At 40.4% G+C, this 14872-nt stretch carries 10 protein-coding genes; 6 read left to right on the top strand and 4 right to left on the bottom strand.

The features are described from left to right. Positions 1-56: 56 nt before the first annotated feature. Both RDN93_RS01410 and RDN93_RS01405 read right to left on the bottom strand, forming a co-directional pair. A complete protein-coding gene (locus RDN93_RS01410; protein WP_374047357.1) occupies positions 57-2633 on the bottom strand; it encodes a glycoside hydrolase family 3 N-terminal domain-containing protein in 2577 nt (858 codons plus the stop codon). Positions 2634-2644: 11 nt separating this feature from the next. Next, positions 2645-2815, bottom strand: coding sequence for a hypothetical protein (locus RDN93_RS01405; RefSeq protein WP_308743890.1), 171 nt, complete (start codon positions 2813-2815; stop codon positions 2645-2647). Positions 2816-3256: 441 nt separating this feature from the next. On the opposite strand from RDN93_RS01405, the gene RDN93_RS01400 reads away from it, so the two are divergent. The 3 genes from RDN93_RS01400 (at position 3257) to RDN93_RS01390 (ending at position 7693) form a co-directional block, all read left to right on the top strand. After that, a complete protein-coding gene (locus RDN93_RS01400; protein WP_308743889.1) occupies positions 3257-4789 on the top strand; it encodes a M60 family metallopeptidase in 1533 nt (510 codons plus the stop codon). Between the two features lie 127 nt (positions 4790-4916). Further along, positions 4917-7133 carry a glycoside hydrolase family 3 C-terminal domain-containing protein gene (locus RDN93_RS01395; RefSeq protein WP_308743888.1) on the top strand — a complete coding sequence of 739 codons (2217 nt, stop codon included), beginning with the start codon at positions 4917-4919 and terminating at the stop codon, positions 7131-7133. A 149-nt stretch (positions 7134-7282) separates the two neighbouring features. Then, positions 7283-7693 carry a PaaI family thioesterase gene (locus RDN93_RS01390; protein ID WP_175631231.1) on the top strand — a complete coding sequence of 137 codons (411 nt, stop codon included), beginning with the start codon at positions 7283-7285 and terminating at the stop codon, positions 7691-7693. A 115-nt stretch (positions 7694-7808) separates the two neighbouring features. On the opposite strand, the gene RDN93_RS01385 is transcribed toward RDN93_RS01390, so the two are convergent. Together RDN93_RS01385 and RDN93_RS01380 are read right to left on the bottom strand one after the other, a co-directional pair. Further along, positions 7809-8678, bottom strand: coding sequence for a DUF3108 domain-containing protein (locus RDN93_RS01385; RefSeq protein WP_308743887.1), 870 nt, complete (start codon positions 8676-8678; stop codon positions 7809-7811). After that, positions 8629-10539: an Ig-like domain-containing protein gene (locus tag RDN93_RS01380; RefSeq protein ID WP_308743886.1), complete on the bottom strand. Its 1911-nt coding sequence runs from the start codon at positions 10537-10539 to the stop codon at positions 8629-8631. Before RDN93_RS01380 ends, RDN93_RS01385 begins: the two co-directional genes overlap by 50 nt. A gap of 339 nt (positions 10540-10878) precedes the next feature. On the opposite strand from RDN93_RS01380, the gene RDN93_RS01375 reads away from it, so the two are divergent. The 3 genes from RDN93_RS01375 to RDN93_RS01365 all read left to right on the top strand — a co-directional run bounded on the left by RDN93_RS01375 (position 10879) and on the right by RDN93_RS01365 (position 14833). Next, positions 10879-11526, top strand: a complete 648-nt coding sequence (locus RDN93_RS01375; protein WP_308743885.1) for a DNA-binding protein — start codon at positions 10879-10881, stop codon at positions 11524-11526. 510 nt (positions 11527-12036) lie between these two features. Then, positions 12037-14214, top strand: a complete 2178-nt coding sequence (locus RDN93_RS01370; RefSeq protein WP_308743884.1) for a TonB-dependent receptor — start codon at positions 12037-12039, stop codon at positions 14212-14214. Positions 14215-14347: 133 nt separating this feature from the next. After that, positions 14348-14833 carry an HU family DNA-binding protein gene (locus RDN93_RS01365; RefSeq protein ID WP_308743883.1) on the top strand — a complete coding sequence of 162 codons (486 nt, stop codon included), beginning with the start codon at positions 14348-14350 and terminating at the stop codon, positions 14831-14833. Positions 14834-14872 lie beyond the last annotated feature (39 nt).

The raw sequence follows: 14872 nt of genomic DNA, 5'->3' as shown, positions 1-14872 counted from the left end.
CAGCATGAGTAAAAGTATTACCCCTTACTTATGTTTAAGTTGAAAAAGACAGCTTTTTATTGATTCAACATTCTTACATTAATAACTTGTCTTCCTTCAATAGGAATGTACTCAGTATTGAATTTGCTCATGCTCACAGTTAAGGTATCGGTGGACATAGCGCTGATAGAATATTCACCTTTCGAGTTTGTAACGGTTTCTTTACTCCCTGCCTTAATAGTCACATAGGGCAACAAATTTGCCTGCACATCACGTATGGTCCCTTTTACCATTACTGGGGTGGCTACGACGTTTTTTGCTGATGACAGATTCTTTTCCTTGTCTTTTAAGGTAGGGATATACTTCTCAGAAGCACGCTCTACTGTTATCACTTTCTTAATACGGATATCATCTGACGCACGACCAATCTGAAGTTCAAAGACTCCCGGTTCAACTATTTTCTCCATATTCTTGTTATATAGAGCCAGTTCTTTTACAGGGATACTTATTTTTGCTTGCACCGTTTCTCCTTTTTTAATAAGAACCTTTTCGAATCCTTTCAGTTCCTGTACAGGCATTACAACGCTCGAAACCCGATCACGTACATATACTTGTGGTACCTCCAGACCATCACGATTACCCGCATTACGAATAGTAACAGTAACTTCAATCACTTCGTCTTTTCCATAATCAACCTTTGAGGTGATAGCAGACAGATACTCAAAATCTGTATAACTTAATCCGTGTCCGAACGCCCAAAGCGCTTGCGGTGAAGAGAATACATAATCTTTACCGGGTTTATTCTTACATCCAGGTCTATGGTAAAAGCCTTTATCTGTAGGCAGATAGTTATAGTAGCAAGGTAAATGACCTACGCTCTGCGGAAAGGAATAATTCAGTTTACCTGATGGGGTAATTTTGCCAAAAAGCATGTCTGCAAGGGCAAGTCCACCCTGTTCACCGGGATACCACTGTACTACGATCCCCGGTATATTTTCCTTCACCCAAGGCATGGCAAAGGGTTTTCCTGATAACAAGACCACAATTACTGGTTTGCCTGTGGCATGAACTGACTTTATCAAATCCTCTTGTACACCTGGCAAGGTCAGGTCACTCAAATCAAAGCCTTCTCCACAAGTAGCATTACTATAGTCACGTGCGAGAGAAGCACTTGCTGAGCCTACTACGACAATACAAACATCGCTCTTTTGTGCAGCTTCTACCGCTTCTTTAAAACCCGAACGGTCATCTGTTACCAAATCACACCCCTTAGCATAATTTAAAGTCAATCGATTTCCGCATTTTTCTTTCAGAGCTTCAAACAATGTTATTCCGTCCTTATTGTCACGGCTCCAGGTATAATCTCCGAACTGTACTTGGTCGGCATTAGGACCTATCACGGCTATGGATTTCAGTTTGTTCATCTGCAAAGGCAGTATATTATCATTTTGTAGAAGAACAATTGATTCTTCAGCAATCTTACGGGCCAATGCCACATGAGCAGGAGCATGTACTACTTTATCGTAATTTTCTTCTACAGGTAACGAGTATTCAAACAATCCCATATTAAACTTAGCCGTCAGAATACGAGTCACAGCCCGATCAATATACTTTATATCCAACATTCCGTTTTCCACCAATTGTCGCAACTCGGCATAACTATTATCTGATGCTTCAGCATCCAGACCCGCAGTCAAAGCCTGTATAGCAGCCTCAGCACTATTCTGAGCGGTCTTATGAAAATAATTCAACATACCTATCGCTCCCCAATCCGAATATACATATCCTTGGAAACCCCACTGGCCGCGCAAAAGATCTGTCATCAGATAGTGGGAAGAAGAATTAGGTTCATTGTTCCAAGAGTTATAAGAAGACATCACTGCCCAAGGTTGAGCTTCCTCTACTACAGTTTCAAAAGTTTTTAAATAGATAGAAAGCAACTCTCGTTGTCCACACGACACAGAAGCTAGATTCAAACCTCCTTGAGGAGTGCCATGAGCACCAAAATGTTTAATCATAGGGGATACTTGATTATCAAGATAGCCTTTCACTTGCGATACGCCCATACGTGATACCAGGAAAGGATCTTCACCAAAACATTCTTCCACTCGCCCCCAACGCAAGTCACGACAAACATCAATGACGGGAGATAAAGATTGTGTAATGCCCTGCGCATTCAACTCTTTGGCAATGGCAGATGTCATTTCATAAGCCAATACAGGATTAAAAGTACTTCCCAATGCAATGGCTTGCGGAAAAATAGTAGAACCATCGTGCACAGAACCATGCAAAGATTCAGTTAGAGTGAACACAGGAATTCCTAGTCGGGTTTTTTCACGCATATACTTTTGCACCTCATTCATCAGGATAAAGCATTCCTTTCCAGGTAAAGTAATACCTTCTATGAACCCATAATTCTGTCCGTCAATCATTTTCTCCAGTTTGGTCTTATTTAACTTTCCATTCTCTATGATTGAGTAAGCATGAATATGGCGCATTTGAGCAATTTTCTCCTCTAATGTCATACGGTCCAACAAATCCTGTACTCTTACTCCTATCGGCTGTGAGGCGTCTTTATATTTAGGAATGGCTTGCGCATAAGATAATACAGAAGTAACTGACATCAATACCGTTAATGCAAATCTAAATTTCATATATAATACTTTTATATTTTTACTTTCTTCCTTTTACTGTTTGCTTTACTTTGCTGCTCAACTGCTACTGCTTCTTTTTCTATATTGGGCTTTACAACTTCAGCATGAATAGATATTGTGTAAAGAAGAAAAGAAAAAGGCAGAATAGCTTTTGTTAGTTGAAAAGTGATACTGTTTTTCATTGTCATTTTTTATATTAATATATAAGTTAGCTTCAATGAACATTTAGATCTTTTGATAGGGCAAACATAATGCTTTTTTTTATGTAGAAGGGGAGAAATTGTATCTTTGTGGGGAGGAGATTGTCTTGTTTACTTGATTTTAACATTTATAGGTAAAGAGGAGGGAGGTTATAAAAGAAAGGCTTCTGATAATGTAAACCGAAGTTGGAAATGTTAAACAGAGAGGAAGAGTAGCATTATACATTATTGCCCCCTTAAATGGATGATATATCCCATGCAATGATGATATATTGCTTAATTTTGCACTGTTGATATTAAAGAGTAATTTTCTGTTCACCTTTCTTAATGATAAAATGCTAAAGTCGTTGTTGAAACTAGTTGTAAAGAATGATATGATTAGGGAGGTTGCTTTTAAAAATGAGAATCTTAAAATAAAAAAATATGAGAACATTACGAGTTTGGACTGTTACTGTTTTATGTAGCATAAGTAGTTTGCTTTATGCGCAGATTAGCTCTTATTCCACACAACAGATAGCCAAGGACTTGGAACACTTCACTGACTGGACAGGGTCTTCGCTTCCCGAAGGTTTCAAAAGTAAACAATTGAAGGTCTTCAGCACACCGTTGATGAAAGAATTGGCGAGTAAACTGCTTGACGGTACTTACCAGTCACGATACTTGCTACAATCCTACAAACCAGTTCCCTCCAATAAAGTATTGGAACAAAAGATGAAACTCTACAGTGGTTACAGCCGCTATGAAAATATCACCGGTGTTTATCTGGAGCAGGGTGAGAATGTGGTATTGGTAGGTGATCTACATGGGCGCAATGTTGGATTGCTTATTCCCGACTGGATGCGTCAGCCCACTCCCGGTTATGCACCGACTAAGGACCCCGAAGGTTGGGGATTGAAGAAGCAGGAGATTCCTTTGCACGAGGGTGTCAACGTCATCTACGTGGAGAAGGCTGGTAATGTCTATTTAGATTACTTTGTTGATGATCCAGAGACGGCTCCCGAAATTACCGTTCATTTCGTTACGGGTAAAGAAAATGGCTATTTTGATGCCACTGTGCAGGGCGAGGATGACTGGAATCGTCTGTTGGATAATGCAGTCAGCCCTATTATGGATGTGAAGTCCAAATATATGCAGATTGCCTATCCTGTGGTTCAACTGAAGAAATTGGCTTATGGCAAGGGTAAGGAACTATCAGAGAATTATGATAAAGTAATGCAGGCACAATACGACTTCTCAGGTGCTACAAAGTACAATCGTATTCCTAAGAAGCGTATCTTAGCACGTGTTAACTTTAACTATTTTATGTTCCGTGATGGTGACGGCGTAGCTTTCGAGGGTACCGACGGCACTATGAAATCGGCCATAGGTCCAGAGGTAGTTACGAACTGGGGTATTCACCATGAAATAGGCCATGTGATGCAGATGTCTCCTTGGCTCACTTGGGGCGGCATGACGGAGGTGAGTAATAACCTTTTCTCCATGTATGGCACGATGAGTTTGGGTGATTCCAGCCGTTTGAGTAAGCGTCATATTTACGAAGCTGCTTTCAGTAAGGTGCTCAATGCACCCGAGAAACAGTTTATAATGAGTGTGAAAGATCCTTTTCACAAGTTGATCCCTTTTTGGCAGATTCAAATCTATGCCAACAAGATAGATTATAAAGATTTCTATGCTGACTTAATGGAGCATTTACGCAATCATCCGCACAAAGGTACGGGTAATACGTCCATTCATAATATGTATGAGTATGTCAAGCTTTGTTGTGACTTCCTGAAAACAGACCTTACCGATTTCTTTGACGCATGGGGGTTCTTCGAGACCGGAAAGTTTCACGTAGGCGACTATGGCAACTATGATTTTGAGATTACGCCAAAGATGATTGAGGAAACGAAGGACTACATCGCTTCCAGAAACTATCCGAAACCAAGTATAGATGTAACGAAACTGACGGACTAGCTCTCTGGTTTCATTAACAAAATACTCTTCAGAAGTTCTAATTTATTCTTTAAGTTGATTGAAGACAGGAGTTGAAGAACGTTTTTACTTACCTTTATATTTAAACCAATTTTATAAATTATAAAAAATGAAAAGCCAATATTTTACTAGATTGTTATTGTTTGGAATGATAATGATGACGACTTCGTCACAAGCTCAGATTATTCCTTCCTATCTAAACACGGATTTGTCCATTGACGAACGTGTTAATGATTTGATATCTCGTATGACTTTAGAAGAAAAAGTATCTCAAATGACGCATACTTCTAAAGGAATAAAGCGTTTGGGAATTCCTGATTATAATTGGTGGAATGAGTGTTTGCATGGCGTAGCGCGATCCACTGAAAAAGTAACTGTTTTTCCACAACCTATCGGACTGGCAGCTTCATTTAATCCTGAAGAACTATTCAAATCAGCCGAAATGATTTCTGACGAAGGAAGAGCAATATATAATATTTCTGTAAAAAAGGGAAACACGCTTAAAAGGTATACCGGATTAACGTTTTGGACTCCTAATGTGAATATATTCCGTGATCCTCGTTGGGGACGTGGACATGAAACATACGGTGAGGATCCATATCTTACATCTGAAATGGGAATATCAATGGTTAAAGGATTACAGGGAAATGATCCTAATTATTTAAAGGTATCTGCATGTGCCAAACATTTTGCAGTTCATAGTGGACCGGAGCCATTAAGGCATAAATTTGAAGCGACTGCCAGTGACCATGATTTACGCGATACCTATTTACCTGCTTTTTATAGATTAATAAAAGAGGCAAATGTTTCAGGAGTTATGTGTGCCTATAACAGCTTCAACGGTCAGCCTTGCTGTGGAAGCAACCTGCTATTGAGAAAAATTCTACTTCATGATTGGAAATTTGAGGGATATATAACTTCAGATTGTTGGGCTATTACGGATTTTCTATATGGACACAAAACGCATAAAGATTCTATTTCAGCTTCATCAGATGCTGTATTACATGGAACAGACCTGGAATGCGGGGATACTTATCGTTCATTACCGGCAGCTGTTAATGCAGGACTGATCACTGAAGAGCAAATTGATATCTCTTTAAGAAATCTTTTGAAAATACGTTTCCGTTTAGGCATGTTTGATCCTCCAAGTAAGGTGCCTTATTCAAACATATCTTATGATGTACTTGAATCTCACTCGCATCAAGAACAAGCACTTAAGATGGCTCGCCAATCAATGGTTTTGTTGAAAAATGACAAGAAGACACTTCCATTGTCGTCTAAAACAAAAAAAATAGCCCTCATAGGTCCTAATGCTAATAACCAAATAACGCAACTTGGTAACTATAATGGTATTCCTAGTAAGAATGTAACTCTTTTGGACGCTTTACGTGCAGAAAAAGGGATTGAGATTGTATATGATTCGATATCTGACTTTATTAAATTGAATGAGGGCATAGATTTGGAACGATTTGCAGATAAATATAAGGATGTTGATTTAATTATTTATGCTGGTGGTATATCTCCAATGTTAGAAGGTGAAGAGGGAGATGCAGGAGGACTTGAAGGATTTGTGGGAGGTGATAGAACTACCATCAATTTGCCATCTATCCAAACTGAGGTAATGAAAAAACTGAATCTATTGAGTAAACCAATGATATTTATCTGTATGTCTGGTGGTGCTATGGCTTTCAATTGGGAAGCAGAAAATTTACCAGTTATTATTCAGGCATGGTATGGAGGACAAGCCACTGGTACTGCTTTAGCGGATATTCTATTTGGACGTTATAATCCATCCGGAAAATTGCCTGTTACTTTTTATCATTCTGATACGGATATACCTTCTATAGAAGATTACTCTATGGCGAACAGAACATATCGTTATTTTGATAAAGATGTGTTATATCCTTTTGGATATGGGCTAAGTTATACTTCTTTTAAATATAATAAATTACTATGTCCTGTAGAAGCACAGATTGGTGATACCTTAAGTGTTAAAGTTGAAGTAAGTAATACAGGTAGATGTGCAGGTGAAGAGGTTATACAACTCTATTTATCCCATAAAGCAATTGCACAAGAGGCTCCACTTTGCCAATTAGTCCGTTTTAAAAAGGTAAATCTTAACCCTGGGGAGCATAAAATCGTAGAATTCAAACTTTCTACAAGAGATTTATCGTATGTAGATGAAACTGGGGGTGTTGGTACTGTACCAGGAATGATAAACATTTATGCTGGAAATGTTTGCCCAAGTGCACCCCAAAGATTTACTTCTAAAGTTTTATCTAAAACAATAGAATTAAAAGGAACCCCCAAATACTTTTTATATTGATAGAATTCTACGTTCATATCGGTATTAAAATAACGCAAGGCTTGTCTGATTATTTTATAATATCACATTATTAGACCGTATAGCAAAAAACAACTATATTTGCCGCACATTTATTTAGAATAATAAGAATTTTCAAACATACAAATACGATGACCCCACAAGAGTTTTTTAAGAATGACGTATTCGCCGAAAACGCAGGTATAGTTCTGCTGGAAGTAAGAAAAGGGTACAGCAAAGCCAAGTTGGAAATAAAGCCCGAACATCTGAACGCAGGAGCACGAACACAGGGCGGAGCCATCTTTACGTTGGCCGACCTTGCACTTGCTGCGGCTGCCAATTCACATGGCACACTTGCTTTCTCACTTTCATCCACCATCACCTTCGTACGTGCCAGCGGACCGGGCGATACTCTTTATGCCGAAGCACGCGAGCGTTATATCGGACGAAGCACAGGTTGCTATCAGGTAGATATTACCAATCAAAATGGGGATTTGATTGCAACTTTCGAATCCAGCGTATTCAGAAAAGATCAGAAAGTTCCTTTTGAGGTAGAAGAATAAAAGAGAAGTTAAAGCAGATTGTAAAGCTATCCATTTAGGTATGAATTTCGCGGATTACACATTTTTTATTTAATTGAAACTGTGTAATCCGCAAAATCCGTACCTAATTCTCTACTTATTTAACAATAGAAGTCATCGGATGCCGATTTCCCCGAACATCATTCAGGAACGCCTTTGCCGAACCAAAGTTCAGGAACAAATCCAGACGAACCGGAAGATGGTTCAAGTCATCCGTCACAAAGAAAGTAATGACTTCTTTTTCTTTCCCTTTCTTATCGTATTCGACTAACGAGAAAATCAGGCAACGATAAGTAACCCCATTCTCGGCTTTTACATTTTCCTTTCCACGATAGATAAGCGTCTGCTCTTCCACCTTACGTCCCGTAGCCATTGGGAACTTGATTTTGTCTCCCACCTTATAATCTGCAGGGTCGTAAGAACGTGCCTGAGCCAAAATACTCAACATATCATATATACAACGACTGTCACTTGCTTCCGATTCATCAAACGCTCCATCCCGGTACGTACGTTTCTGGTTGACAAAGCAAAGACCGTCCTTATACGAGAACCAAGCCTCATCCACAGTATATCGTTTCCCTTCCTCGGCTCCTTTACGGAAATAACGCGGCTCCAGTTTCTCGCCAATCACGCAAGTCAGCGTATCACGCATCTTGAAAAAGAAATCCGCCCGTTTACTGCCCAAAGCGAGCAGGTTCATCCGGAAAGCAGGTTCCGAGTGGTAAGTAGTCGCATTGGTCGTCAGGCTGGCAAGTCCGGCTTTCACCCAGACAAACTTCCAGTTGAAGTACAAATCGTACATCACGTGTTCGCCGGTTTGAAACGCCTCGTTCTTCGCCTCACATTGGGCATTGGCGGGAAGGGCGAAAATTCCCATCAGTAATACCACGGCTCCGATAATCAAGCAACGACGAAAGCTAACGGCGCCTGTTCTGATTATTTCTATCTTTTTTCTTCTTGTCTTCATCTGGTTTTTGTTTTTTAAGCTCATCCGGTTTCTGTTTATCTACAGGGGTCGCATGAATATCCCATGGTTGTGTCACATCCCACAACGCTTTATACTCTAATATTGTCGGATAATAGAAAACTGCCTCCGGTTGCAAACCTTTCGCAAAGTCTCCCGTGTCCCATTCTCCGTTTCCATTCGTATCGTTAATCAGTCTGGCTGCATATTTCCCTGGATTCAGGAAGTAGAAATCAACCATTCCATCCTTCTCCACTCTCCGCTTACGGACTACCTTGTCTTGCGCATCAAGCAGTTCGACGAATGCCAGAGAATCAGCTCCTGTCACGTTGAAATGAAGCGTGAAATATTCATCTTCACTACGTACCTTGAATCCCTGTTTTATCTTATCGGTAAACAAGCCATATATACCGTGGAAAGCTGTAGAATCTACTTCAAACTCATATTCAAAAGTCGGCTCCCAATCATAATACAGATTAAACTTCTTCTGATTCAGAGAATCCCGTCCAAACTCGAATGGTATATCCTGCCAAAGCGTATCCACTTTCTGCCGCAGATGAATGGCCGCACTGTCAAAGCTGGCGATAGGTTCTTCAAAGTTAAGAGAGATATATCCATATACATCCATTGATGAAGGCGCGCTGACATTCACCGGCAGGAATTTCGTCGGTTCCGGTTCGTCCTCTTCGTCTTTCTTTTTCTTCTTTTTCTTCTTCTCCTTTTCCGGATCGTCTTTCTTATACTTCTGTTTCGAAACCAGGTTCAAAGTATCCGTGCGGGGCACTAGCTGATTCAAGGTATCCGTATAAAGATAAGTCAGGCTCATGGCAAGCGTATCCTGTTTGAAGAGCAAGGAATCCTTTACCCAATAATGAATCGTATCGTTCCGCTGATTCTTCTCGATGATAAAAGCATCCTTTTCGTCGAAGTTTAATCCTTTCAGTACAGGCAAAGTGTCTGCTTTACCTGCAAAATAGAAAGTAAATTTATGCGGAACAAGTCTTTCGGATTTGATAAGGTATTGCGAATAATTCAGTTCCTTGAAGGCCCGGAGAATCACATCGTCCGGCAGATAATGCATATATTTCTTCTCTACAATCGTATCATAAGTCAGCGAGTCCACCCAAGCTGTATCCATACGGGTACGTTCTTCCATGCGGGGGATAATCAGCGAATCATGAAAAGCAATCACCTCGCTCTTCTGATTGAAAGTAAAATTCTGATCGGCATCCATCAATCCGTAAATACGGTACTTGCCGGGAGCTATGCCGCGAATAGAAAATCGTCCACGACTGTCCGTGCGTGCCACGCGATCGAAAGGTAACTTGTTGAAAGCCGAATCGTTCAGGTTAGAATGCAGTCCGACAAGAATGCCTTTGATAGGTTCCAAATTAGAGGCATCAAGTACTGTTCCCGACACTTCCATCGTATCGATCTGTGCACCGGTAGAAAAGGTAAATGCAAAGTTACCCAACGGGTTACCCTCATTATTATCGACAATAGCATCCGAAAAGTCAATGGTGTAGGTAGTGTTCGGTTTCAAAGAATCAAGCAGGTTCACCTGTATCCGCTTTCCGGAAGCCTTGATTTCGGGTTGCTGTATCTGAGGTGGAGAAACAACCACTTTCTCAGTCGCTTTCTCCAACTTTATAAATTCGTCAAATTGCAAAGAGACTTTCGTCCTTTCATTATTTAATGCACCGGCAGCAGGGGTACTGCCAATGAAACGGGGTGGAGTCTCATCATAAGGTCCCCCGTCCGGTCGCCCGATACTGGCGCAGGAGTATAACATAGCTACCAGCGTTACTACCGGAAGCGCCTTGCGGACTATTTGTTTTATCTTTTGATTCTCAAACTGTAACATGCTGCAAAAATAAGCGTTCTTATCCAATAAACACCACACTTTCTAGCTAATTTATTAAAAAACGAAAGAGTAGCTTAGGGTAATAAACAATCTCAATGAAGTTTTTATTTCTTTTTCCTGCTAATATAATTAGTTTTCTTGCCCAAAGTAATTACCTTTGTTGTCTCTTCTTTTTTCGTTCCACTATGGTGTTCCGCAAAGAGCACTATAGTTTTCCTTACAGAACATTGTAGTGGGACGAAAGAGAAACTATAGTGGAACGAAATAAAAATAACAAGCAAAGTATATCCGACCAGGCAAATGGATATATCCATGTACTAACACAAAATAAATACGAATATGAGCATACATTACGACCTTTACAAGACACCAGATATCCAACAGACAGGCGAAGAGCAACCGCTTCATCCCCGTGTGGTTTTCAAGGGTACTGTCGATCAGGAAGAATTTCTGGATCGGGTACACAAGTTTACAGGAATAAGCCGCAGTTTGTTGGCAGGTGCCATGCAGTCTTTCCAAAACGAACTGAGAGATTTACTTGCCAACGGCTGGATTGTAGAACTGGGAGACATCGGGTATTTCTCCGTATCCTTACAGGGACCGCCTGTCATGGACAAAAAAGACGTACACGCGCAATCCATCAAACTGAAGAATGTCAACTTTCGGGCAGGCAAACAATTCAAGAAAGAGGTAGGCTGGCAAATAAGGCCGGAACGTGGAGAGTCAACTACCCGCCCCCACGGGGAAGGACGCAGTGAAGAAGAATGCTTGACAATAATCAATGAGCATCTCAAAAAATATCCCTGTATAACCCGAACCGACTACAGCCGGTTGACGGGACACAACAAGAAACGTGCACTTAGTGAACTAAATGCTTTTATTGAACGTGGTGTGCTGATTCGTTATGGAGCAGGCAAGCAGGTAGTGTATGCGAAAAAGATAGAAGAAAAGTACGATACATATTGTTCATCAAATATAAAGCAGTAACTTTGCGCCCGAATTAAAATTGTATAGAGTTTATATATGAAATATTTGTCTTACATAATGGCTTTATGGGTGCTATTGTTGTCAACAGCTCCCTGTTTTTTGAAAGACGAATGTTTATTCCAATGCAAAAATGACACGCAGGAAGAAACATGCCCTGATGACGACGGATGTTCCTGTACAGATTGTTGTTCTCCTTTCTTACATTGTAACACTTGCACGGGCTGTCCTGCACCCGAACTGTTTCATTCACCATTTGTCGTAATCATTCAGTTCAATGATAATCCCCTTTCGTTTTACAAAGAGAAACTGATTCCGCAGTTCTCATCTTCCATTTGGCAACCACCCAAGATAATGAATCTTTAAGAATTTATTTCAAGATATCTCTTCTATGGAGATATAACCAATTATTTAATTCACACGACGGTGAAGATTATACTTCAGCGTAGGTTTGTTGCGTATTTATTCATACTGCGGATAAGTGTGCAACGGTAAATTGTCAATAATAGAAATATGAACATAAGAATTATAATACTAGCAATATTTACATTGTTAGTGCAAAATGCATTGGCGCAAAATACATTTAAAGCAATCGTTAAAGACGAAAAAAGTAAAGAAATACTGATTGGTGTAAACGCTGTCCTTAGCAAAACGACCAATGGAGCAAGTTCGGATAAAAACGGAATAATCACTATTTCAAACATACCTGACGGAGTACAACATATTACATTCAGCTATTTAGGCTATGAGTCTGAAACAAAATCATTTTCGTTCCCCCTCTCTTCAACCGCTCCGGTAGAGATTCTTTTGGAGCAAGATGAAGAAATGCTGGAAGAGGTAATCATTTCATCAACCAGAGGGACACGAAGCATTCAAAACATACCCACCAGAGTTGAGTTCATCTCCAGCGAAGAGCTTGGAGAGAAAGGGAGTATGAAACCGGGAGATATCCGTATGTTACTAAACGAAAGTACAGGTATCATCACACAACAGACTTCTGCAACATCAGGAAACGCAGCTATACGCATACAGGGCTTGGATGGCAGATATACACAGATATTGAAAGACGGATTCCCCGTTTTTGCAGGTGCGGCAAGCGGACTGGGGCTATTACAAACTCCACCCCTCGACTTGAAGCAGGTTGAAATTATCAAAGGCTCCACATCTACCTTGTATGGCGGCGGAGCAATAGCCGGATTAATCAACCTCATCTCAAAAACTCCCGAAGAGAAGCGGGACTTAAGCCTGCACCTCAACGGGACATCAGGCAAAGGTCTGGACGTGAGCGGATTTTACGGGCAACGATTCAAGAAGGTCGGCACAACCATCTTTGCTTCTTATAACAGGAACTGGGCTTACGACCCTTCGGATACGGGCTTCACAGCAATACCCCAATTTGACAGATATGTCTTTAATCCTAAATTATTCCTCTATTTAACAGAAAACACGCAAATGAGCATAGGGCTTAATGCCATGTTCGAGAATCGCCAAGGTGGAGATATTGAGTATATAAAAGGGAAAGGGGACGATACGCATTCCTATTTCGAGAAGAATAAGACACAAAGACATTCTACCCAATTAACCTTCGGGCACAGATTTAATGAAAAAGACAGATTGGACTTTAAGAATAGCGTGACTTATTTCAAAAGAAATATAGGTGTACCAAGTTATTCTTTCGAAGGTACTCAAATATCTACATTCAGTGAGCTATCATACACGCATACGAATCAAAAAACGGAATGGGTAGCCGGACTGAATTTATGGACGGATAAGTTTGACGAAAAGAGACTGGCTGATTTTCAACTAAGAGACTATAACCAAACAATAATGGGAGCTTTCGTACAGAACAACTGGGAAGCGACGGAGTGGCTTCATCTGGAAACAGGATTAAGGACGGATTATGTTCCTGATTATGGAACTGCCATACTCCCACGTGTCTCCGCTCACTTCAAGATAACTGACAAATTTTCATCCCGGCTCGGTGGTGGATTTGGCTATAAAGCACCTACTATCTTTACAGAAGATAGCGAAAGGCTTCAATATCAAAATGTATTACCGATTGACAAGGATAAGAATAAACTGGAAAGGAGTTACGGGTTAAACATAGACTTTAACTATGTAACTTCATTCTGTGACGGCAATATCACATTCAGTGTCAACCAACTATTCTTTTATACCTATCTCGACAATCCTCTCTTGCTGCAATCAACAACAGACGGGCTTTACAGACTTAACAACATAACCGGCAATACAGATAGCAAAGGCGGAGAAACGAACGTAAAAATCGGATATAAAGATTTCCATCTATATCTAGGATATACATTTACCGATACCGGTACGAAAGAAAGCGGTATAAGACAAGAGAATATATTAACTCCCAAGCACCGGTTGAACAGCATTTTGATGTATGAGGTAGAGGATAAATGGAAAATCGGTTTAGAGGCATATTACTTTAGCCCGCAGAAATTAGGAGACGGATTGAAAGGGAAACAGTATGTGGTATGCGGCTTTATGATTGAGAAAATATGGGAGATGTTTTCTTTATATGCCAACTTTGAGAACTTCACGGACAGACGCCAAACCCGTTTTGATACTATATACACAGGCAGCATATCCAACCCTATATTCAGGGATATTTATGCGCCGCTTGACGGCTTCGTCATGAATGCAGGGATTAAATTAAGATTCTGATTTTATCAATTAATTAATTTATGAACGCACATTTCTTTTTTTCCTTGCCCATGAATTTCAGAACACATACCTTTGCGTCGTGATCACAAAACAAGAATAAAACAGATTAACTAACTATTAAAAAAGAAAGATTATGGCACTGAAGTATGTTGTCAAGAAAAGAGTTTTCGGCTTTGACAAGACAAAGGCTGAAAAGTATGTAGCACAGAATGTTATTACCAATACGGTAGATTTCAGAGATTTATGCAAGGAAGTATCCATGTTCGGTATGATTCCCGAGGGTGCGGTGAAGCACGTGATTGACGCGCTGATTGATGCGCTGAACACAAACCTGAATAAAGGGTTGTCGGTGCAATTAGGTGATTTCGGCTGCTTCCGTCCGGGAATGAGCTGTAAAAGTCAGGATACGGAAGAAAAGGTAGATGCCGACACCATCCAACGGGTGAAAATCGTGTTTACTCCGGGATATAAGTTTAAAGAAATGTTGGAAAAAGTCAGCATTAAAAAGACGGAAGGAAACGGCAGCAATGCTTCTTCGGGAAATAATGGCGGAAGTAATCCCGAGAACCCGGATAGTGATGATAGCGGTGAAACTCCGGATCCCGATCCCGCAGCATAAAATCTGATATACCTGAGAGCTAACGACTAGCTTTATTGA

It is taken from the genome of uncultured Bacteroides sp. (genome assembly GCF_902491285.1).
Taxonomy (GTDB): domain Bacteria; phylum Bacteroidota; class Bacteroidia; order Bacteroidales; family Bacteroidaceae; genus Bacteroides.
Note: the sequence above shows the minus strand (reverse complement) of the source record. Positions and strands in the feature narration are given on the sequence as shown.

Excerpts from the sequence above, each read along its gene's own strand:
- RDN93_RS01400 (WP_308743889.1), top strand. The coding sequence starts at position 3,257 with ATGAGAACATTACGAGTTTGGACTGTTACTGTTTTATGTAGCATAAGT.
- RDN93_RS01410 (WP_374047357.1), bottom strand. The coding sequence starts at position 2,633 with ATGAAATTTAGATTTGCATTAACGGTATTGATGTCAGTTACTTCTGTA.
- RDN93_RS01390 (WP_175631231.1), top strand. The coding sequence starts at position 7,283 with ATGACCCCACAAGAGTTTTTTAAGAATGACGTATTCGCCGAAAACGCA.
- RDN93_RS01365 (WP_308743883.1), top strand. The coding sequence starts at position 14,348 with ATGGCACTGAAGTATGTTGTCAAGAAAAGAGTTTTCGGCTTTGACAAG.
- RDN93_RS01380 (WP_308743886.1), bottom strand. The coding sequence starts at position 10,539 with ATGTTACAGTTTGAGAATCAAAAGATAAAACAAATAGTCCGCAAGGCG.
- RDN93_RS01375 (WP_308743885.1), top strand. The coding sequence starts at position 10,879 with ATGAGCATACATTACGACCTTTACAAGACACCAGATATCCAACAGACA.
- RDN93_RS01405 (WP_308743890.1), bottom strand. The coding sequence starts at position 2,815 with ATGAAAAACAGTATCACTTTTCAACTAACAAAAGCTATTCTGCCTTTT.
- RDN93_RS01385 (WP_308743887.1), bottom strand. The coding sequence starts at position 8,678 with ATGAAGACAAGAAGAAAAAAGATAGAAATAATCAGAACAGGCGCCGTT.
- RDN93_RS01395 (WP_308743888.1), top strand. The coding sequence starts at position 4,917 with ATGAAAAGCCAATATTTTACTAGATTGTTATTGTTTGGAATGATAATG.
- RDN93_RS01370 (WP_308743884.1), top strand. The coding sequence starts at position 12,037 with ATGAACATAAGAATTATAATACTAGCAATATTTACATTGTTAGTGCAA.